Annotated in this window: 19 protein-coding genes and 1 pseudogene; 10 read left to right on the forward strand and 10 right to left on the reverse strand. The window is 59.3% G+C overall.

What is annotated here, in order from left to right:
• Positions 1 to 109 precede the first annotated feature (109 nt).
• Complete coding sequence (gene cysK, locus ACIGEK_RS12210; RefSeq protein ID WP_397493570.1) at positions 110 to 1,084, reverse strand: cysteine synthase A; 975 nt, start codon at positions 1,082 to 1,084, stop codon at positions 110 to 112.
• A gap of 121 nt (positions 1,085 to 1,205) precedes the next feature.
• Between cysK and ACIGEK_RS12215 the strand changes: the two genes are divergently transcribed.
• The 3 genes from ACIGEK_RS12215 to ACIGEK_RS12225 all read left to right on the forward strand — a co-directional run bounded on the left by ACIGEK_RS12215 (position 1,206) and on the right by ACIGEK_RS12225 (position 4,568).
• The gene (locus ACIGEK_RS12215) at positions 1,206 to 2,264 is read left to right on the forward strand and encodes a DUF748 domain-containing protein (RefSeq protein WP_397493571.1); all 1,059 of its coding nucleotides are present in this window, start codon (positions 1,206 to 1,208) and stop codon (positions 2,262 to 2,264) included.
• A gap of 145 nt (positions 2,265 to 2,409) precedes the next feature.
• Positions 2,410 to 3,255, forward strand: coding sequence for an AAA family ATPase (locus ACIGEK_RS12220; protein WP_397493572.1), 846 nt, complete (start codon positions 2,410 to 2,412; stop codon positions 3,253 to 3,255).
• Between the two features lie 134 nt (positions 3,256 to 3,389).
• Positions 3,390 to 4,568, forward strand: coding sequence for a VWA domain-containing protein (locus tag ACIGEK_RS12225; protein WP_397493573.1), 1,179 nt, complete (start codon positions 3,390 to 3,392; stop codon positions 4,566 to 4,568).
• Positions 4,569 to 4,607: 39 nt separating this feature from the next.
• Here ACIGEK_RS12225 and ACIGEK_RS12230 read toward each other — a convergent pair whose 3' ends face one another.
• Together ACIGEK_RS12230 and ACIGEK_RS12235 are read right to left on the reverse strand one after the other, a co-directional pair.
• Positions 4,608 to 5,567 (reverse strand): DUF2167 domain-containing protein, encoded by a 960-nt coding sequence (locus ACIGEK_RS12230; RefSeq protein ID WP_397493574.1) that lies wholly within the window; start codon positions 5,565 to 5,567, stop codon positions 4,608 to 4,610.
• A 304-nt stretch (positions 5,568 to 5,871) separates the two neighbouring features.
• Positions 5,872 to 6,762 (reverse strand): LysR substrate-binding domain-containing protein, encoded by an 891-nt coding sequence (locus ACIGEK_RS12235; RefSeq protein ID WP_397493575.1) that lies wholly within the window; start codon positions 6,760 to 6,762, stop codon positions 5,872 to 5,874.
• Positions 6,763 to 6,866: 104 nt separating this feature from the next.
• On the opposite strand from ACIGEK_RS12235, the gene ACIGEK_RS12240 reads away from it, so the two are divergent.
• Positions 6,867 to 7,829 carry a DMT family transporter gene (locus tag ACIGEK_RS12240; RefSeq protein WP_397493576.1) on the forward strand — a complete coding sequence of 321 codons (963 nt, stop codon included), beginning with the start codon at positions 6,867 to 6,869 and terminating at the stop codon, positions 7,827 to 7,829.
• A gap of 54 nt (positions 7,830 to 7,883) precedes the next feature.
• On the opposite strand, the gene ACIGEK_RS12245 is transcribed toward ACIGEK_RS12240, so the two are convergent.
• The 4 genes from ACIGEK_RS12245 to ACIGEK_RS12260 all read right to left on the reverse strand — a co-directional run bounded on the left by ACIGEK_RS12245 (position 7,884) and on the right by ACIGEK_RS12260 (position 10,192).
• On the reverse strand, positions 7,884 to 8,408 hold the full coding sequence (locus ACIGEK_RS12245) for a DUF2937 family protein (protein WP_397493577.1): 525 nt from the start codon (positions 8,406 to 8,408) through the stop codon (positions 7,884 to 7,886).
• A 15-nt stretch (positions 8,409 to 8,423) separates the two neighbouring features.
• Positions 8,424 to 9,200 (reverse strand): class II glutamine amidotransferase, encoded by a 777-nt coding sequence (locus ACIGEK_RS12250; RefSeq protein WP_397493578.1) that lies wholly within the window; start codon positions 9,198 to 9,200, stop codon positions 8,424 to 8,426.
• Positions 9,193 to 9,636 carry an HIT family protein gene (locus tag ACIGEK_RS12255; RefSeq protein ID WP_397493579.1) on the reverse strand — a complete coding sequence of 148 codons (444 nt, stop codon included), beginning with the start codon at positions 9,634 to 9,636 and terminating at the stop codon, positions 9,193 to 9,195. The genes ACIGEK_RS12250 and ACIGEK_RS12255 overlap by 8 nt, the downstream gene beginning before the upstream one ends.
• Before the next feature lie 82 nt (positions 9,637 to 9,718).
• The gene (locus ACIGEK_RS12260) at positions 9,719 to 10,192 is read right to left on the reverse strand and encodes an MFS transporter (protein WP_397493580.1); all 474 of its coding nucleotides are present in this window, start codon (positions 10,190 to 10,192) and stop codon (positions 9,719 to 9,721) included.
• Between the two features lie 151 nt (positions 10,193 to 10,343).
• Here ACIGEK_RS12260 and ACIGEK_RS12265 point away from each other — a divergent pair, with 151 nt between their 5' ends.
• The 4 genes and pseudogenes from ACIGEK_RS12265 to ACIGEK_RS12280 all read left to right on the forward strand — a co-directional run bounded on the left by ACIGEK_RS12265 (position 10,344) and on the right by ACIGEK_RS12280 (position 14,812).
• Entirely contained in the window at positions 10,344 to 12,374 is a 2,031-nt protein-coding gene (locus ACIGEK_RS12265; protein WP_397493581.1) for a S9 family peptidase, read from the forward strand.
• A 215-nt stretch (positions 12,375 to 12,589) separates the two neighbouring features.
• Positions 12,590 to 13,117 (forward strand): annotated as a pseudogene (locus ACIGEK_RS12270) (Tar ligand binding domain-containing protein); the annotation flags it as partial.
• A gap of 489 nt (positions 13,118 to 13,606) precedes the next feature.
• Positions 13,607 to 14,215 (forward strand): methyl-accepting chemotaxis protein, encoded by a 609-nt coding sequence (locus ACIGEK_RS12275; protein WP_397494010.1) that lies wholly within the window; start codon positions 13,607 to 13,609, stop codon positions 14,213 to 14,215.
• 123 nt (positions 14,216 to 14,338) lie between these two features.
• Positions 14,339 to 14,812, forward strand: a complete 474-nt coding sequence (locus ACIGEK_RS12280; protein ID WP_397493582.1) for a Crp/Fnr family transcriptional regulator — start codon at positions 14,339 to 14,341, stop codon at positions 14,810 to 14,812.
• 7 nt (positions 14,813 to 14,819) lie between these two features.
• Here the strand turns inward: ACIGEK_RS12280 and ACIGEK_RS12285 are convergent, their stop codons facing one another.
• Complete coding sequence (locus ACIGEK_RS12285; protein WP_397493583.1) at positions 14,820 to 15,119, reverse strand: hypothetical protein; 300 nt, start codon at positions 15,117 to 15,119, stop codon at positions 14,820 to 14,822.
• Between the two features lie 124 nt (positions 15,120 to 15,243).
• Here ACIGEK_RS12285 and ACIGEK_RS12290 point away from each other — a divergent pair, with 124 nt between their 5' ends.
• Together ACIGEK_RS12290 and ACIGEK_RS12295 are read left to right on the forward strand one after the other, a co-directional pair.
• On the forward strand, positions 15,244 to 15,615 hold the full coding sequence (locus ACIGEK_RS12290) for a YajD family HNH nuclease (protein ID WP_397493584.1): 372 nt from the start codon (positions 15,244 to 15,246) through the stop codon (positions 15,613 to 15,615).
• Positions 15,616 to 15,789: 174 nt separating this feature from the next.
• The gene (locus tag ACIGEK_RS12295; protein ID WP_397493585.1) at positions 15,790 to 16,260 is read left to right on the forward strand and encodes an RNA methyltransferase; all 471 of its coding nucleotides are present in this window, start codon (positions 15,790 to 15,792) and stop codon (positions 16,258 to 16,260) included.
• A 15-nt stretch (positions 16,261 to 16,275) separates the two neighbouring features.
• Here the strand turns inward: ACIGEK_RS12295 and ACIGEK_RS12300 are convergent, their stop codons facing one another.
• Together ACIGEK_RS12300 and aguA are read right to left on the reverse strand one after the other, a co-directional pair.
• Positions 16,276 to 17,367, reverse strand: coding sequence for an extracellular solute-binding protein (locus ACIGEK_RS12300; RefSeq protein ID WP_397493586.1), 1,092 nt, complete (start codon positions 17,365 to 17,367; stop codon positions 16,276 to 16,278).
• 9 nt (positions 17,368 to 17,376) lie between these two features.
• Complete coding sequence (gene aguA / locus ACIGEK_RS12305; RefSeq protein ID WP_397493587.1) at positions 17,377 to 18,489, reverse strand: agmatine deiminase; 1,113 nt, start codon at positions 18,487 to 18,489, stop codon at positions 17,377 to 17,379.
• Positions 18,490 to 18,526 lie beyond the last annotated feature (37 nt).

Here is an 18,526-nt window from a genome sequence, read left to right on the forward strand (position 1 = left end):
GCTCGACCGTTTCTAGGCTTAATCAATTAGAGCGCTGGCTCGTAAATCACCTAGTAACAGCCCACAAAAAACCGCCAGGATATGGCGGTTTTTTTGTGACCGCAGACCTTTACTGCTGCAACTCCTGCTCGCTGAACATATCGCTAAACAGCATGCTCGACAGGTAGCGCTCGCCGGAGTCCGGCAGGATCACCACGATGGTTTTGCCTTGCATCTCCGGCTCGTTTGCCAGGCGTAGGGCGGCTGCCATGGCTGCACCGCAGGAAATACCGCACAGAATCCCCTCTTCACGCATCAGGCGCAGGGCCACAGCCTTGGCATCGTCGTCAGTCACCAGCTCAACCCGGTCGACCATGCTCAGGTCGAGGTTGCTTGGGACAAAGCCCGCGCCGATACCCTGGATCTTGTGCGGGCTGGGTTTGACCTCTTCACCAGCGATGGTTTGGGTGATTACTGGCGAGCTGATCGGCTCAACTGCTACCGAGAGAATCGGCTTGCCTTGGGTGTTTTTGATGTAACGGGAAATCCCGCTGATGGTGCCGCCGGTGCCGACACCGGATACCAGCACATCAATTGCGCCGTTGGTGTCATTCCAGATTTCCGGGCCGGTGGTTTTTTCATGGATTGCCGGGTTGGCCGGGTTATTAAATTGCTGCGGCATAAAGTAGGTGTTGCTATCGGACTCGGCGATTTCCGTCGCTTTATCGATGGCGCCTTTCATACCTTTGGCGGGCTCGGTAAGCACCAGCTCGGCACCCAGGGCCTTGAGTACCTTGCGCCGCTCCAGGCTCATCGAGGCCGGCATGGTCAGCAACAATTTATAGCCTCGGGCGGCAGCCACAAAGGCCAGGCCGATCCCCGTATTGCCGGAGGTTGGCTCAACAATGGTCATGCCAGGTTTAAGCACGCCGCGCTCTTCCGCATCCCAGACCATGCTCGCGCCGATACGGCACTTCACCGAGTAAGCCGGATTGCGCCCTTCTATCTTGGCCAGGATGGTTACACCTTTAGGCCCGAGGCGGTTAATCATCACCAGCGGTGTGTTGCCAATGGATTGCGCGTTGTCTGCGAAGATGCGGCTCATAGCGGGTCCTTTTTCATGCGTTGCCGAGTAAGCTCTCAAGCCTAAGGCCGGTTCGAGCGGCAGTCCAGCCATGCCAGCCCCCGGCAGGAAACCTATTGTTATTGGATAAGTCTGTTTGTATATGAAGAAGCGCTACCGAATCCCCCTCTGGACACTGCTCAGCCTAGCCATCGCCCTGATAGCCCTGCATGTCGCCCTGCCCTGGCTACTGCGCGACTACCTGAATGACAAGCTGGCCAATATGGGCGACTACCGTGGCCAGATCAGCGATATCGACCTGGCGTTGTGGCGTGGGGCGTACCAAATCAACGGCCTGCATATCGTCAAGGTTAACGGCAAGGTGCCTGTGCCGCTGCTCAAAGCCCCAGTGATCGACCTCGCCGTCAGTTGGCGGGCGCTGTGGGAATCGCACAGCGTGGTCGCCGAAGTGGCCTTCGTGCGGCCGCAGATGACCTTTGTCGACGGCGGTAACGCTGCCGACTCACAAACCGGTGAAGGCGTCGATTGGCGCGCGCAACTCAAAGGCCTGCTGCCCATTCACATCAACGAAATCCGCATACAGGACGGCACCCTGGCCTTCCGCAACTTCAGCGCAAACCCACCGGTAGACCTGCAAGCCAACCAGATCAACGGCCGACTCCTCAACCTGAGCAACGTCAATGTGGCCGACACGCGGCGACCCGCCAGCCTGCAGGCCAACGCCAACATGTTTGAGCAAGCACCGCTGCAGGTCAGTGCCAACTTCGACCCACTCGGCCAATTGGATGATTTCGACCTGCGCCTACGCATCACCGACATTCAACTCAAACAGCTCAACAGCTTTACCCGCGCCTATGCTGACTTCGACTTTGCCGCCGGACAGGGCGATTTCGTCATGGAGTTGGATGCCCAGCAAGGCAAGCTCAAGGGTTACGCCAAGCCACTGCTGCGCGACATGGAAATCTTCAACTGGCAGCAGGATGTTGTAGCCAAGGACAAGAGTCTGCTGAGCGGAGCCTGGGAAGCCCTGGTCGGTGGTAGCAGTTGGCTGCTGAAAAATCAGCGTAAGGACCAATTCGCCACCCGCATCGACATCGACGGCGACCTCAAGGCCTATGACGTCAGTCGCTGGCAGGCCTTCAAGGCGATTCTGCGCAATGCTTTTGTCCAGGCGTTCAACAACCGCTTTGACAGCCAATAACCGTGACAGAAGCCAAGTGACCCGCCATTCAGTGACTGAATGGCGCGTCTACGTTCACAGTCGCCAGGGCTGCGCGTTATAGTCTGCTTTTCAAATACTGAACCCGCGGGTATGGCCCTGCGCGTTACCGTTCGAGGATTTACCGATGAAGTTCGAAGGCACCCAGTCTTACGTCGCCACCGACGACCTCAAGCTCGCGGTCAATGCCGCCATCACCCTGGAGCGCCCGTTGCTGGTCAAAGGTGAGCCGGGTACCGGTAAAACCATGCTGGCCGAACAACTGGCCGAATCCTTTGGCGCGCGCCTGATCACCTGGCACATCAAGTCCACCACCAAGGCCCACCAGGGCCTGTACGAGTACGACGCCGTCAGCCGCCTGCGCGATTCGCAGCTGGACTCGGACAAAGTCCACGACGTGCGCAACTACATCAAGAAAGGCAAGCTGTGGGAGGCCTTCGAGTCGGAGGATCGGGTGATTCTGCTGATCGATGAGATCGACAAAGCTGACATCGAGTTCCCCAACGATTTGCTGCAAGAACTCGACAAGATGGAGTTCTACGTTTACGAGACCGACGAGACGATCAAGGCGAAAAAACGCCCGATCATCATCATCACCTCGAACAACGAGAAAGAGCTGCCGGACGCCTTCCTGCGCCGCTGCTTCTTCCACTACATCGCCTTCCCGGATCGCGCGACCCTGCAGAAGATCGTCGACGTGCACTACCCCAACATCAAGAAAGACCTGGTCGCCGAAGCGCTGGATGTGTTCTTCGACGTACGCAAGGTACCGGGCCTGAAGAAGAAGCCGTCCACCAGCGAACTGGTCGACTGGCTAAAACTGCTGATGGCCGACAACATCGGCGAAGCCGTGCTGCGCGAACGCGACCCGACCAAGGCCATCCCACCTCTGGCAGGTGCCCTAGTGAAGAACGAGCAGGATGTGCAGTTGCTGGAGCGTCTGGCTTTTATGAGCCGCCGCGCCGGTCGTTGATAGCTGCGTAGGGTGGAAAACCGTGAAGCGTTTTCCACAGGATGGCCATCTACCTTGCCAATCACCTACGCCGTATAGACCCGGTGGATGAACAAAGCGTCATCCACCCTACGGGTAATCGGGAGACAACTGCCATGCTGCTCAACCTATTCAACGAAATGCGCGCAGCCAAAGTGCCGGTGTCGGTACGTGAGCTACTCGACCTGATCAACGCGTTGAAGCACAACGTGGTGTTCGCCGACATGGACGAGTTCTATTTCCTTTCGCGCACCATTCTGGTCAAGGACGAGCGGCATTTTGACAAGTTCGACCGCGCGTTCGGGGCCTACTTCAAGGGCCTGGAAAACCTTAACCAGCATATCGAGACATTAATCCCCGATGAGTGGCTGCGCAAAGAATTCGAGCGTTCGCTGACCGATGAGGAGCGCGCCAAGATCGAATCCCTCGGCGGCCTGGACAAGCTGATCGAGGAGTTCAAGAAGCGCCTCGAGGAGCAGAAAGAACGCCACGAAGGCGGCAACAAGTGGATCGGCACCGGCGGTACCAGCCCTTTTGGCTCCGGCGGTTTCAACCCGGAAGGCATCCGCGTGGGTGATGCGGGCAAACGTCAGGGTAAGGCAGTCAAGGTCTGGGATCAGCGCGAGTATAAAAACCTCGATGATCAGGTCGAGCTGGGCACGCGCAATATCAAGGTAGCCCTGCGCCGCCTGCGCAAGTTCGCGCGCCAGGGAGCTGAAGACGAACTTGATCTCAGCGGCACCATCGACCACACCGCCAAAGATGGCGGCCTGCTGAACATTCAAATGCGCCCAGAGCGGCGCAACGCGGTGAAATTGCTGATTCTGTTCGACATCGGCGGCTCGATGGACGCCCACGTCAAAGTCTGCGAAGAGCTGTTCAGCGCCTGCAAGACCGAGTTCAAGCATATGGAGTACTTCTACTTCCATAACTGCGTGTACGAGTCGGTGTGGAAGAACAACCTGCGCCGTACCAGCGAGCGCTTTTCCACGCAGGATCTGCTGCACAAATACGGCGCGGATTACAAAGTGGTATTCGTCGGCGACGCGGCCATGGCGCCCTACGAGATCACCCAGGCCGGCGGCAGCGTCGAGCACTGGAACGAGGAGCCGGGCTACGTCTGGATCAAGCGCTTTATGGAGAAGTACAAGAAGCTTATCTGGATCAACCCCTACCCCAAGGACACTTGGAGCTACACCGCTTCGACCAACATCATGCGCGAGCTGTTGGAAGATCAGATGTACCCACTGACCTTGCAGGGTCTGGAAGACGGAATGAAGTTTCTTTCCAAATAGTGAACCCGCCCCGGGCCGGGGCGGGCTTATGCAACAACTTTACTTCTTGCCGGTCAGGCGCTTGGTCAACCAGCCGAACAGCAGTACCGGCACTAGCCAGAACTTTTTCAGCAACAGCAGGATGGTGGCGAACAGGCCAGCTTTAGCCGCCAGTTTGCCGGCGATCAACGCACCGATGCCGTAGGCTGCCACTTGGTCGATATCCGGATCGAAGTCGGCGTAGCGGCTGCCACCGTTGAATTCGGTCATCGCCAACACCGCCGGCACGTTCTCTTGGATCTCCGGCAGTTGGTCCATATTGGCGATGAAGTTCAATACCAACACACCTTTGCGGCCCAATACGCGGATGTTGTAGTTCAGGGTATTGATGTCGCTGTCACCGAAACGCAGTTCCTTGGCCCAATGCAGTTTCTTGCCTTGGGCATCGTAGTGCGGCTGTGCGGCCCAGCCCAACAATTCAATCGACTCGTAGCCATTCTCGGCGCGCCAAACGTTGCTCTCGACCGTCTCTTGCTGCAGTTGCTCGAGCATCTCGACGTAATCGATATCGGCTGCGTCTTCGTCGGAGACGAAACCGCTTTCTTCGAATTCGACGGTCACCGCCCACGATTCATCAGCCAGTGGCGAAATGCCGGCCGGCAGAATCATCCCCAGTGGCAGCTCATCAGTCGGCGGGTTACCCCAGGCGTCGACCAATACCCGGTTGGCATCCTCGCGATCGAGGAACACCAGGTTTTCCGGCAGATTCAGGCTCGCCAGGTTGTCGCCCAGTACCACCTTGCCGGTTTGAAAGTTCAGGCTGGCGAGAAAGTCCTCTTCGCTCATACCCTGCTCTTCCTGTTCCTCTACCAGCTCTTCTTGTACTTGCTCTTCTTGCTGTTGCTCTGCCATCGACTCGGCCGGAACCGCAGATCCAGCTTGCGGCTCGGTTGATTCGGCGTGGGCAAACGGCAGGGAAACAGCCAACATGGCTGCAAGGATCAGATCCTTGATCAACATAAAACCCTCCATTAACAACGAAATAATTGAAGGCACAACGCTATCACGCGGAGATAGAGCTGCCGGCTGTTTCTTGACGCTTTTTGAAACATTTTCACAAACTTGCTGATCGCTTCTCGATTGGCAGCGTGGTGATCGCAAGCCCTGCCAGCAGAAGCGCCGAATACGCCACTAGATCCAACGACAGCAACGAGCCCTCGTACAGGGCGCCGATCACCATGACGAAGCGCTACTGCGCGAGCGCGATCACACCAAGGCCATCCGCCGCTGGCAGGCACTTTGTGAAGAACGAGCAAGGGGTGCTTTAACTGGGACTGGTATCGCTGCCAGTCAGGCAGTCGACCAGTGCCGCGGCAAACCCCGACAACAGCTCACGTTTGCGCACACAGACCTTCAAATCACGTTGCGCCCAGGGTTCTTCCAGCTCAATCACCACCAGCTGCGCCCCAGCTGTTACCGCACTGCGCGGCACGAGGCCGATGCCAACGCCTGCACTGACCATGCGGCACACCGCTTCAAAGCTGCGCACCTGAATCCGCACCTCAAGATGTCGCCCCAGTGCGGCGGCGGCATTCATGGTAAAGGTGTGGATCGCCGAGCCGGAATGCAGCATGACAAAGGGGTAATCCAGCACCTGGGCAAACAGACTGCTGCCGCTCGCCGCAAGCGGATGATCGGCCGGTGCAATAAGCACCAGCCGGTCGGCTCGGTACGGAATCAGTTCGACCTCAACACCCTCAATCGCGCTGGCCACCACACCGACTTCCACTTCGCCCCGTGCCACGGCCATCAGCACGTTCGGGCTGGTGTGTTCTTCCAGGGAAATACTGACTTGCGGATGGCGCTGCAAAAAGCTCGAAAGGCTATCGGGCAAAAAGGTATGGGTGGCATGGGTGTTGGCCCACAGGCTAACGTGGCCACGCACGCCTTTGGCATAGGGCGTAAGGTCGGCATGCATCTGCTCGAGCTGGGCAAACACCTGACGCGAATGGCGCAATAAAGCCTCGCCGGCACGGGTCAGGCTGACGCCGCGCGGCTCACGCAGCAGCAGCGGCGTGCCGATCGACTCTTCCAGCACGCGCATGCGGTGGCTGGCCGAAGACGCCGCCAGATGCACGCGCTCGGCACCTCGGGTTAAATTCTTCGCTTCGGCAATCGCGACAAACAGGCGCAGATCAATCAGGTCATAGTGCATAGCGTTAGTTAAATCCGAACGATCACTTATGGAAAAGCCAATTCCATCGCGATTCTATACCCCGCATCATTCGGCGCAGCACAACTCTTTAGGGATTTACCCACATGCCATGGAAAACCTGGCCAGCCGAACGCGTCGGCATCGCACTGGCGGTGCTCGCCGCATTCGGTTTCTCGTTCAAGGCGATTTTCGTCAAATTGGCCTACGCCGCCGCACCAGTGGACGCGGTTACTCTGCTAGCACTGCGCATGAGCTTTGCCCTGCCCATCGCGCTGTGGGCCACCCTCTGGCTATGCCGCGCAGCGCCGCCGCTCACACGCAGGGACTGGGGCATGCTGATTGCGCTGGGCCTGCTCGGTTACTACGGCGCCAGCATTCTGGATTTTATTGGCCTGCAGTACATTTCGGCGGCGCTTGAACGGCTGATTCTGTTTATCTACCCGACCATGACCGTTCTGATCGGTGTGCTGTTTATGGGCAAGCATCTGGAGAAACGCCAGGTAGCGGCGTTACTGCTGTCCTACGCTGGCATCGGCCTGGCCTTCGCCCACGATCTGCAGGTGGCGGAGGACCTGCACACCGTGCTGATCGGCGCTGCCTTCGTATTCGGCTCTGCGCTGTGCTACGCCCTGTATAGCTCCGGAGCCGAGGTGGCGATTCACCGGTTGGGCACCATTCGCTTTGCTGCCCTGGCGATTATCGTCTCCACGTTTGCTACGCAGATTCATTTCCTCGCCACTCAACCGTTTTCCGCACTGCAACAACCAGCCGAGGTGTATGCGTACAGCGCGGCGATGGCGATTTTCTCCACGGTGCTGCCGATCTTCTGGCAATCCGCCGCGTTGCGCCTGATTGGCTCGGCGCGCACCGTGCTGATTGGCACACTGGGGCCGATCCTGACGATTGTCTTCGCCTGGATGCTGTTATCAGAACCGGTTTCGTTTGCCCAACTGGCAGGTGCAGCACTGGTTCTTGCAGGGGTGTTGCTGGTGTCGCGGCGTAAAAAACTACCGACTCTGCCGACTGTTACCGAGGCCGCCTGCGCTCAAGGCAGCAAGCCGGCTTAGGACGCAAATCAGCAGAAACACCAAGGGCTCTTGCGAGCCCTTGTGTGATTCAACTTAGCGCCAGTGCCGCTGCTGCACCTTCTGGCTGCGGCCCGCACCAAACAGCATGCCGACCAGCAGCGCCAGGCTTTCCAGCAACCAGGCCAGCAACATGGCGCAGGCAATGCCCCAGGCGATGGCTTCGGGGGCCAGCAGCACCTGGTAGCGGTAAGCGGCGAAGGTTTCTTCCATTAATTCATGGTCGGCTGCCGTAGCCAAATGCCAGACCTGGCCATACCAGGGCCCTTGCATGGCCTTGGACTCGCGTTCAAGAAAGACCGAGCGCTCGACCAGCGTACCCAGGCTCTGCGCGTCGCTGCGCATTACCGGATCGGCGCTGGCCTGGTAATGGCCGACCAACGCCACCAGATCGCCTTTGAAAAAGCGCGTTGCGGTTTCCCGAAAGCCTTTGAGCCCTTGCTCCGACTCAATGCGATGGGCTTCGACGCGTTTGCTGTAGTCATCGATAAAACCCGGCACCTGCACCCCAACCAGTAACCCCAGGGCAAACAAGGCCAACCGCAGATAGCTTCTAAACATGTCCCCTCCCCCAATTCAGTCCGTCATGCCTTGCGCCACACATTCACCGCCGCGCCACAATCGCCACTCACCCGGCTGGTAAAGCGTCCAGCTCTCGTTGTCGGTCAACGGCTCGGTCGCCAACACGCTGACCACGTCATTGGGCGTGGTTTCCGCCTGGAAATCCACCTGCATATCAGCATCTTTCAAATGCGCCGGGCCAAACGGCGCGCGCCGGGTGATATGCGCCAGCTTGCTGCTGCAGAAGCTGAACAGCCAGTCGCCATCGCTAAGCAGGCAGTTGAATACACCTTGCTGGCGATAGCCAGCGCAAGCACTGACCAGAGTAGGCAGCAACTGCTCCACCGCCACAGGCTCGGGAAAAGCCTGACGCAGGCGATTGAGCAGATCACAAAAGGCCGCTTCGCTGTCGGTATCGCCAATCGGCCGGTAGTTATCCTGTTGCGGGGCGAAATCGGCCAATTGACCGTTATGCGCAAAACACCAGTTACGCCCCCACATCTCGCGTACGAACGGATGGGTATTGGCCAGGCAGACGCGGCCGACATTAGCCTGGCGGATGTGGCCAATCACCACTTCGCTCTTGATCGGGTAGCGCTGAACAAGTTGCGCCACCTCTGATTCACTGCTGGCGCGCGGGTCCTGAAACAAGCGCAGGCCTCGCCCTTCATAAAAGCCGATGCCCCAGCCATCACGGTGCGGGCCGGTACGCCCGCCGCGCTGCATCAGGCCGGTAAAGCTAAAGACGATATCAGTCGGCACATTGGCGCTCATGCCCAGCAACTCACACATTGCGCAACGCCTCGCGCAGCTGCTGCGCCTCAATTACCAGACGTGCCTCGATACGTTTACGCGCCAACGGCAGAAAACGCGTCAAGGCACGCCACAACAGCTGCATGACATCGCCGCTGCGCCGTGGAATCAGGTGCAGATGCAGGTGCGGCACATGCTGATTGGAGGTCGGCCCATCGTTGATCAAAAAATTGATGCCCTGCTCGCCATAACCGGCCGCGCGCAAGGCGGCAGTCATGCGCTTCGCCAGCGGCAGCAACTGCTCACTGGCTGCAGCGGATAGGTCTTTGAGAAAAGGCGCGTGCTCGCGGCTGACAATCAGCACATGGGCCGGACGCAGAGGGAAGATATCCAGCAAGACGATAAAGTGTTCGTCCTCATAAATACGCTCGGCCGGCAACTGCTCAGCGGCAATTGCACAGAACACACACTCCATAACCCCTCCTTAGTCGATAAGGGCCATGCTGACCGGGTGTGTGCGGCGGTGCAAGGGCAGCGGCGTTAGGCGCCGCTGCGGCTTACAAACGGGGCTCAACTCGCAGGCGACGATCACCGCGCGCATCGTAGCGGGTGTCGCCGAAATCATGCTCATCACGGGCCATCATCTCGCGCAAGGTCGGCTCGTCATCAGCAACCGGCGCAGGCCCTTTGCGGCCCTGCCACCAGCGCTCCACGGGCCAACGCACGGCAACAAACAGCAGGTATAGGGTAAACAGGATCAACGCGTACATGCTCAGGTCGGCCACCGCGCGCCAGGCGTTATTGCCCACACCAAGCAGCATGTCCATGGCGGTAATCGCCACTGCAGGGGCGAACTGCTCTTTACCGGGGTCGACAATGGTCGGGCTGAACAGCAGCACCAGTACCAGCACGCGCAGCGGCTCACGCAGGTAACGCCACATCCAGCTGGTCAGGCGAAACCACACCAACAGACAACCAAGAGCTGCCACCAGATAGGCGCCCCAGGCAAGCATGTAGTCGTTTTCAGTCATAAAACGCAAATTCTCTGGCATTGAAGACCGGGCAGCATAGGCGCGTAAACGCGCAGATTTCAGCAGCCGACGGGCGAAGTGGCGCTTATGATAACGGCTTTTGCCTGCTTCGGCGTCCCCGCTGTTGGCCGTCATCTAACGGAGTTACCCCATGTCTCACGCCCCCATCGCCCGCGTCGACAACGCTGCCGACCCGTATCGCTGGCTGGAAAACCGCGACAGCGCTGAGGTGCTTGATTACCTCAAGGCGGAAAATGCCTACCTGGAGCAGCAGCTCAGTGAGCAACTGCATCTGCGTGAAACATTGTTTCAGGAGATCAAGGGGCGCATTCGCGAAACCGACCTCAGCCTGCCGTCGCCCTGGGGGCCTTATCTGTATTACCAGCGCACCACCGCTGGCGATGAATACCCCCGGCATTACCGCTGCCGCAAACCTGCCGATGGCGCACTGACGGTCGATGAGGCCAGCGAGCAATTGCTGCTCGACCCTAATGCCCTGGCCGATGGCAGTTTCATCTCGCTCGGCGCCTTCAGCATCAGCCCTGACCATCAGCGCCTCGCCTATAGCCTGGACACCAGCGGCGAGGAGACTTACCAGCTGTTCGTCAAGGAGCTGACCAACGACAGCCTGATCGAACTGCCGTTCGAGGACTGCGATGGCAGCATGACCTGGGCCAATGACAGCCAAACCCTGTTCTTTGGCGAACTGGACGACACCCACCGGCCGCACAAGCTTTATCGCCACCGCCTCGGCACCGACGCGGCCGAACTGGTATTCCACGAGCCTGACGGACGCTTCTTCCTCAGTTGTTACCGCAGCAGCTCCGAACGCCAGTTGATTCTGCAGCTGGGCAGCAAAACCACCAGCGAAGCCTGGGTGCTGGATGCCGCCACTCCGCAAGCCTCGTTCAGCTGCGTGGCCCCGCGCGAAGAAGGCCACGAATATGACGTGGACCACGGCACCCTGAATGGCGACTGGGCCTGGTTTATCCGCAGCAACCAGCACGGCATCAACTTCGCCCTGTTCAGCGCCAGTGAAGCAGCCCCAAGCCGCGCGCACTGGCACCTGCTGCGTGAGCATGATCCGCAGGTGATGTTGGAAGGCTTTAGCCTCAACCAGCAATCGCTGGTGCTTAGCCTGCGTGAAGGCGGCTTGCCGATTATCGAAGTGCAGCCGCAGGGGCAAGCGTCCTACCGCGTGCAGCTACCGGACGCGGCCTACAGTTTGTATGTGCAGGACAGTCTGGAGTTCGACAGCCCCGCGATCCGCCTGCGTTATGAAGCGCTCAATCGCCCGGCGCAGGTACGTCAGCTAGAGCTGGCCACGGGCGCGCAATTGGTACTCAAGCAAACCCCGGTACTCGGGCCGTTCGATGCCGACAGCTACGTCAGCCAGCGCCTATGGGCTACAGCCGCCGACGGCAGCCAGGTACCGATCAGCCTGGTGGCCAAACGCGAGGTGCTTGGCACCTCTGCCCCGCTCTACCTTTATGGCTACGGCGCTTATGGCGAAAGCCTCGACCCCTGGTTCTCCCATGCGCGCCTGAGCCTGCTGGAGCGCGGTTTCGTATTTGCCATCGCCCATGTCCGTGGCGGCGGCGAGCTGGGCGAAGCCTGGTACCGCGCCGGTAAACTGGAACACAAAGAGAACTCGTTCGGTGACTTCATTGCCTGCGCCGAGCACCTGATCGCCACCGGCTACACCAGCGCGCAGCAACTAGTTATCAGCGGTGGCAGCGCCGGCGGTTTGCTGATGGGGGCGGTGCTCAATCAGCGCCCCGAGCTGTTCACCGCCGCCATCGCCGAGGTGCCGTTTGTCGATGTGCTCAACACCATGCAAAACCCGGATCTACCGCTGACCATCACTGAATACGACGAATGGGGCGATCCCAACCAGCCCGAGGTGTTCGAACGGATCAAGGCTTACGCACCTTACGAAAACGTCCGAGCCCAAGCCTATCCGGCGATTCTTGCGGTGGCTGGCTACAACGACAGCCGCGTGCAGTACTGGGAAGCCGCCAAATGGGTGGCCAAGCTGCGCGCGCAGAAAACCGACAGCAATCTGCTGCTGCTGAAAACCGAACTGGATGCCGGCCACGGCGGCATGAGCGGCCGCTATCAAGCCCTCAAGGATGCAGCCCTAGAATACGCCTTTATCCTCAAGGTGCTGGGCCTGGCTTGAGTCCCCACCACCGCTCGTCCACTCGTATGCGGGCTTACTGAGCGACGGCAGCTCAGAGTAATTCGCGCTAAACAACGGACGTTTAGCGCGAAAAATTACTTGACCGTTCATGCAGATTTAACCTGCCTGACTTGCAAGTTCAGCTAGGCTGAATGACACGCTGGCGTACTGCCATCTCACCCATTCAACTGCCTGCTCACCATGGACGGTCTGTGATGAAAAACTGGAAGATCAGAACTCACCTTTTCCTACTTGCCGGTTGCCTGCTTCTTGGCCTGCTGTGTGTCGGCGGTCTTGGCCTGTATGGCTTGCAGGCCACCGTAAAAGGGCTGCAAACGGTGTACCTGGACCGCGTGGTGCCGCTGCGCGACCTCAAACTGATTGCCGACCTGTATGCGGTCAATATCGTTGATGCGACCCACAAAGCGCGCAGCGGTGAGCTGGATGAAAAAACAGCACAACAGCTGATCGAGCAAGCCCAGATGCGTATCGAGGAAACCTGGCAGGCGTACCTGGTCACCGAACTGATCCGCGAAGAGAGCCAGCTGATCGAGCAGATCAACCCGCTTATGCAACAGGCCCAGCAACCACTGGATGAGCTGCAAAGCCTACTCAACCGTGGCGATAAAGCCGGCATCGAAGCCTTTGCCAGCCAGCGGCTCTACCCATTGATCGACCCACTGTCAGAGAAATTTGCTGAGCTGATCGACGTGCAGTTGCTCGAAGCCAAGCGCCAGTACCAACTGGGTGAAGCCGCCTATGCCAGCAACCTCAACCTGAGCATCAGTGTGCTGCTGATTGCTCTGCTGATTGGTATGGCGCAGGTGTTCTATTTTATTCGCCTGATGAGCCGGCAGCTGGGCGCTGAGCCTGGCGAGCTGGAAGAAATTAGCGCACGGATTGCCGAAGGCCGCCTGGGCGGCGGCAAAAGCCTGGGCAACCAGGTGATGACCGGTGTGATGAAATCCGTGCAGAGCATGCGCCGTGGCTTGCAGGACATGATCGGCAATATTGGCGAAGCCTCCGAGCAGATCGAATGCGCCACCCTGCAGCTGGCCGCCTCTTCCGAACAGGTGCTGACCAGCGCCAACGTACAGAGCGATACGGCTTCCGCCATGGCCGCCACCGTCGAGCAACTGGCGGTGAGCATCAACCACATCGCCGATAACGCCCAACAAACCTACGACATGGCGAAGAAAGCCGGCGACATGACTGATGAAGGCATTCAGGTCATGGCCCGCGCCACCACAGAAATGCACAAGATCGCCGAGCTGGTGGCCGAGAGCTCGCAGGATGTTGAAACCCTGGCTGCGCAATCACGTAATATCAGCGCCATCGTCGACGTAATTCGCGGCATTGCCGAGCAAACCAACCTGCTCGCCCTCAACGCCGCCATCGAGGCCGCACGCGCCGGCGAACAAGGCCGCGGCTTTGCTGTGGTGGCCGATGAAGTGCGCAGCCTGGCCGGGCGCACGGCCCACTCCACCACTGAAATCATCGCCCTGGTTGATGCCATTCACAGCGGCATGACCAAGGCGAAAAGCAGCATGGCCGCCGGCTGTGAGCGGGTCAGTATCGGCACCCAACTGGTGGATCAGGCAGGCAGTTCGATGACGGAGATTCGCCTGGCGCTGAATGAATCACTGCAAGCCGTCAGCGGGATTTCGCTTTCGCTACAAGAGCAGCGGGCGGCCAGCGAGCAAGTGGCCATGAGCGTGGAACTTGTTGCGCAGATCGTCGAAGAAAACTCTGCCGCACAAGGCGGCATCGTCCAGGCGATTCAGGCCCTGCAGGCCATGTCCGGGCGCTTACAAGGTGTAATGCGGCGCTTTAGTTTCTAAAGCGTAAATACCCACCCAGGCCACTCGCCAGTAAGCAGCGAATGCGCTGGCGAGCCAGGTAGCGGGCGACTAAGGTCAACGTATGCGACTGACCTCGCGCTACGTTTATCCAGGCTGCCGTCCATGCCCGCCCAGTCCCAGTTGATTGATGAAATACGCGACATGCTGCTCGATTGCGGCCTGTTTGACAGCCTCACGCCCAACGAGCTGCTCAGCGCCGCCGGTTATTTCAATATGAGTAAATGCGCCCCGGACGCGAGCATCTGCCGCGAAGGCGACCCGGGTACGTTTATGTGCATCATCCATGCGGGGGCGGTATCGGTGCGCAAGATCAACTCCAGCGGCGAAACCATCGAACTGGCAAAACTGCGCAAGGGCCGTGCCTTCGGCGAGATGGCGGTACTCGATGGCGAGCGCCGCTCAGCCACTTGCATTGCCGTGAGTGACTGCAGCTTATTGATGCTGGCCAGGGATTCTCTGGACAAGATGCTTAGCGAAGCCCCAAAGACCGCCGCCAAGGTAATTCGCGCGATTGCCATCGCCATGTCGAGGCGCCTGCGTATGGCCGATGGGCAGCTAGTCGAGCAGCAGCTCTAGCAACCCGTTATTGAGTCGATTTTTCCAGCGGCTGCGTATTGCGCTCGCGCTGTTCTTTTATCAACGGCAGTTCCTGATCGCGTCGCGGCTGACTGGACTCTGGCAGCGGCGCCTGCTTGAGCAGCGGCGGGTTATTGCGGGCCGGCGCTGGAAGATGCTGCGGCGCGGCCGGCGCATAGGGTTGCGGGGTAGCCGTACCCGGGGTACCAGCTGCAGGTGCCGGGGCTGGCATTTTTGGCGGTTGCTGAGCCAACAGCGACGTGCTGGTCAGTGTGGTGAGAACAATTAACAGGGTGGTCAAGCGCATGCGGGTATCTCCCATACAGTTACTCACTTGGGCCTCGGCTACGCTGTTAAGTGCCGCGCGGGCAGTTCTCACTGACCGCCGGCAAGGCTAGACTGACGGCATAGGCCACCGCACGAGACTCCAGATGAGCAGCGATAAATCCCCCTCCGCCACCAGCAAGCTTGACCGCATCCTTGCTGACACACAGCGTTCACGTGAAGAAGGCTACCGCGACAAGGCGCTGAAGATGTACCCGCACGTCTGCGGCCGCTGCGCCCGCGAGTTCTCTGGCAAGCGCCTGAGCGAACTGACCGTGCACCACCGCGACCACAACCACGACAACAACCCGCAGGACGGCTCCAACTGGGAGTTGCTGTGCCTGTTCTGTCATGACAACGAGCACTCGCGCTACACCGACCAGCAGTACTTCAGCGAAGGCTCGCTGAGCAGCCCTAAAATCGCCCAGGCGACCCATAACCCCTTCGCTGACCTGGCTGCAAGGCTGAAAAAACAGTAGCGCAATGCCATAGAAACCCGCTTGCTGACGGTCTGAGGGCTAATCGCATCGCCAGCAAGCCGACTCCTAGAAAAATCAGGCAGCTACCATACAGGTATACTCGCGTCTTTTTTGTCGCCCGCCACCCTTGGCCCGGCGTCAAAATCTCCCCGAAAATTTTCTGCGAGTACCACCGTGGCCAACAAGAGATATGCCTGCATCGGCCTGTTCAACCCAAAATCCCCAGAAAACGTCGGTTCGGTAATGCGCGCAGCAGGCTGCTATGGAGCGGCCTCAGTGTTTTACAGCGGCAAACGCTATGCGCGTGCCCGCGACTTCGTTACCGACACGCAGCGTATCTATATGGATATTCCGCTGATTGGCGTTGAAGACCTGCAGCAGATCATTCCCATCGGCTGTACGCCAGTCGCCGTAGAACTGGTCGAAGGTGGGCGACCATTGCCGCAATACACCCACCCCGACCGCGCCATCTATATCTTCGGCCCCGAAGATGGCTCGCTGAGCAAGGAAGTCCTCGACTGGTGTGAGGACGTGATCTACATCCCTACCCAGGGCTGCATGAACCTCGCTGCCACCGTCAATGTGGTGCTCTACGACCGTATGGCCAAGGGTTTGAACACCAAATCCGGCCTTGGTCTCAAGTAAGCCGTAACCCAGCCGCTACAACCCCGACTTGAGCCGACTGAAGGCGCGGGTCAATGCGCGGTTGAATGCCTTGGCATTGTCGTTCTTGGTGTATAGCTGCGCACGCACGGCGGCCGGTGGGTAGGTGCCAGGGTCGGCGAGGATGGCCGGATCAACTGTGCTATTGGCCGCTGGCACCGCGTTGGCGTAATAAATGGTGTTAGTGATCGCGCCGATTTCCGCTGGTGTCATCAAATGGTCCATCAGCGCCAGGCCGGCCTCAGGGTGCGGTGCATCCTTGGGGATCACCATCGCATCAAACCAGATCAGCGTGCCTTCGCGTGGAATGCTGTAGTGCAGGCTATAGGGCTTGCCCGCCTGCTGCGCTTGGCCCGCGGCAATCGACACATTGCCGTTCCATGACATGGCCAGGCAAGTGTCGCCATTGGCCAGATCTGTGATGTTGCGGTCGTTATCAAAGTAGCGAATCGAGGGCCGCACCTTGGCCAGGTGCGCTTCGGCCAGCTTCAGGTCATCCAGGCGCTGCTTGTTGATATCCAGTCCCAGATAACGGAACGCGGCGGCAAACACCTCATTGGGGTCATTGAGAAAACTCACCCCACAGTCGGCAAACTTCGCCACCACCTCGGGATCAAGCAGCATGGCCCAGCTGTCAGTGGGGGCATCAGCCATACGCTTGGCGATGGCCTGCTGCTGATAACCAAAACCCGTGGTGCCCCAAACATACAAACCGGCATAACGGTTGCCCGGATCGAAGGCGGCCATATGCCCGGTGAACTCCGGATCAAGTCCACTGAAATGCGGCAATGCGGCCTTGTTTAGAGGCTGCAATGCGCCACTCTTGATCGCCCTCTGCAAATGCTGACCCGCCGTCAGCACCAGGTCATAACCGCTGCGTCCGGTGAGCAGTTTGGTCTCCACGGTTTCCAGCGAATCGAAGTGGTCGACCACCACCTTGATTCCGGTCTTCTGCTCGAAGCTACTCAGGGTGTCCGGTGCCAGGTACTCGCCCCAGATAAACAGATTGACCTGCTTCGGCGCCTCGGCCGCCAGCGCCTGAACGCTTGCGGCCAGGCTCAGAGCCAACAGACTGGTATGCAGTTTCATCGAAGCCTCCTAAGCGCGCTTGGGCGCGGCGTATTGCGGCATGGTGATGCAGGCGACGTTGCCACCACCGAGAAGGATCTCCCGTGAATTCTCGATGCCAAGAATTCGATGCTGGGGGAACAGTTCGGCCAGGGTCGCCTGTGCTACGCGGTCACAGGGATCATTGAACAGCGGCACGACGATGGCCGAGTTGCCGGCATAATAGTTAATGTAGGACGCGCAGATTTGCGTACCGGCCTGCCGCGTGTGAGTAGCGTCGGCCTGATCCAGGCCCTCGGCTTCCTCCGCTGTCCATTCCAGTACGCGCGGTTGCGGCAGCTTGTGCACTTCCAGCGCACGGCCGCGGGCGTCACGGGTGCTGCGCAGGATGTCGTAAGCCTCCTGGTAGATTTCCCACTGCGGGTCCGAGCGGTCATCAGTCCATTGCTGCACCACCACGCCAGGGCGGACGAAGCAGGCCAGGTCGTCGATATGGCCGTCGGTTTCATCGAACTTGCAGCCGCGTGGCAACCAGATCACCTGTTCAGCGCCGAGGTAATCGCTGAGCCGGCGGGTCATCTCGTCCTTGCCCAGGTGAGCGTTGCGATTGCGGTTAAGCAGGCACTGTTCGGTGGTCAGCAGGGTGCGCTGGCCATCGGTCTGGATACCGCCCATTTCAGCGATAAAGGGCGCGCGATAGCGATCATAGCCTTCGATTTCGAGGATCTTCTGCGCAATCTGATCATCCTTGTCCCACGGGTAGTAGAGCCCGCCATCAAGACCACCGTAGGCGTTGAACTCGAAGTCCACACCGCGTACTTCGCCGCTGTCGTCATTGACCAGAAAGGCTGGGCCGCTGTCGCGAAACCAGGTGTCGTTGCAGGTCATTTCCACCACCCGTACATGGGCCGGCAGCTGGCGACGCGCATTGGCGTACTGGCTGGCCGAGGCGCAGACGGTCACGGGTTCGCTACTGGCAATCGCCGTGACGATATCCACCCAGACCTTCTGCGCTGGCTTGGCACCGTTGCGCCAGACGTCGGTGCGCTCCGGCCAGCCGAGCCAGCAGCCGGCCTTGGGTTCGAATTCGCCGGGCAGACGGAAGCCATCGGTTTTAGGGAGAGAAGTCAGGGAACGCGCCATCGGATGCACCTTATGCCTGTGGGGAAGATGGCCACAC

This window comes from Pseudomonas sp. NPDC079086 (assembly GCF_044542155.1).
In the GTDB taxonomy this organism is placed as follows: Bacteria; Pseudomonadota; Gammaproteobacteria; order Pseudomonadales; family Pseudomonadaceae; genus Aquipseudomonas.

Bases quoted from the DNA above. Each gene is read 5' to 3' on its own strand.
- ACIGEK_RS12280 (WP_397493582.1), top strand. From the start codon at position 14,339: ATGCCCGCCCAGTCCCAGTTGATTGATGAAATACGCGACATGCTGCTC.
- ACIGEK_RS12260 (WP_397493580.1), bottom strand. From the start codon at position 10,192: ATGACTGAAAACGACTACATGCTTGCCTGGGGCGCCTATCTGGTGGCA.
- ACIGEK_RS12275 (WP_397494010.1), top strand. From the start codon at position 13,607: ATGGCCCGCGCCACCACAGAAATGCACAAGATCGCCGAGCTGGTGGCC.
- ACIGEK_RS12290 (WP_397493584.1), top strand. From the start codon at position 15,244: ATGAGCAGCGATAAATCCCCCTCCGCCACCAGCAAGCTTGACCGCATC.
- ACIGEK_RS12265 (WP_397493581.1), top strand. From the start codon at position 10,344: ATGTCTCACGCCCCCATCGCCCGCGTCGACAACGCTGCCGACCCGTAT.
- ACIGEK_RS12240 (WP_397493576.1), top strand. From the start codon at position 6,867: ATGCCATGGAAAACCTGGCCAGCCGAACGCGTCGGCATCGCACTGGCG.
- ACIGEK_RS12230 (WP_397493574.1), bottom strand. From the start codon at position 5,567: ATGTTGATCAAGGATCTGATCCTTGCAGCCATGTTGGCTGTTTCCCTG.
- ACIGEK_RS12285 (WP_397493583.1), bottom strand. From the start codon at position 15,119: ATGCGCTTGACCACCCTGTTAATTGTTCTCACCACACTGACCAGCACG.
- ACIGEK_RS12220 (WP_397493572.1), top strand. From the start codon at position 2,410: ATGAAGTTCGAAGGCACCCAGTCTTACGTCGCCACCGACGACCTCAAG.
- ACIGEK_RS12245 (WP_397493577.1), bottom strand. From the start codon at position 8,408: ATGTTTAGAAGCTATCTGCGGTTGGCCTTGTTTGCCCTGGGGTTACTG.
- ACIGEK_RS12300 (WP_397493586.1), bottom strand. From the start codon at position 17,367: ATGAAACTGCATACCAGTCTGTTGGCTCTGAGCCTGGCCGCAAGCGTT.
- ACIGEK_RS12235 (WP_397493575.1), bottom strand. From the start codon at position 6,762: ATGCACTATGACCTGATTGATCTGCGCCTGTTTGTCGCGATTGCCGAA.
- ACIGEK_RS12225 (WP_397493573.1), top strand. From the start codon at position 3,390: ATGCTGCTCAACCTATTCAACGAAATGCGCGCAGCCAAAGTGCCGGTG.
- cysK (WP_397493570.1), bottom strand. From the start codon at position 1,084: ATGAGCCGCATCTTCGCAGACAACGCGCAATCCATTGGCAACACACCG.
- ACIGEK_RS12250 (WP_397493578.1), bottom strand. From the start codon at position 9,200: ATGTGTGAGTTGCTGGGCATGAGCGCCAATGTGCCGACTGATATCGTC.
- ACIGEK_RS12255 (WP_397493579.1), bottom strand. From the start codon at position 9,636: ATGGAGTGTGTGTTCTGTGCAATTGCCGCTGAGCAGTTGCCGGCCGAG.
- aguA (WP_397493587.1), bottom strand. From the start codon at position 18,489: ATGGCGCGTTCCCTGACTTCTCTCCCTAAAACCGATGGCTTCCGTCTG.
- ACIGEK_RS12215 (WP_397493571.1), top strand. From the start codon at position 1,206: ATGAAGAAGCGCTACCGAATCCCCCTCTGGACACTGCTCAGCCTAGCC.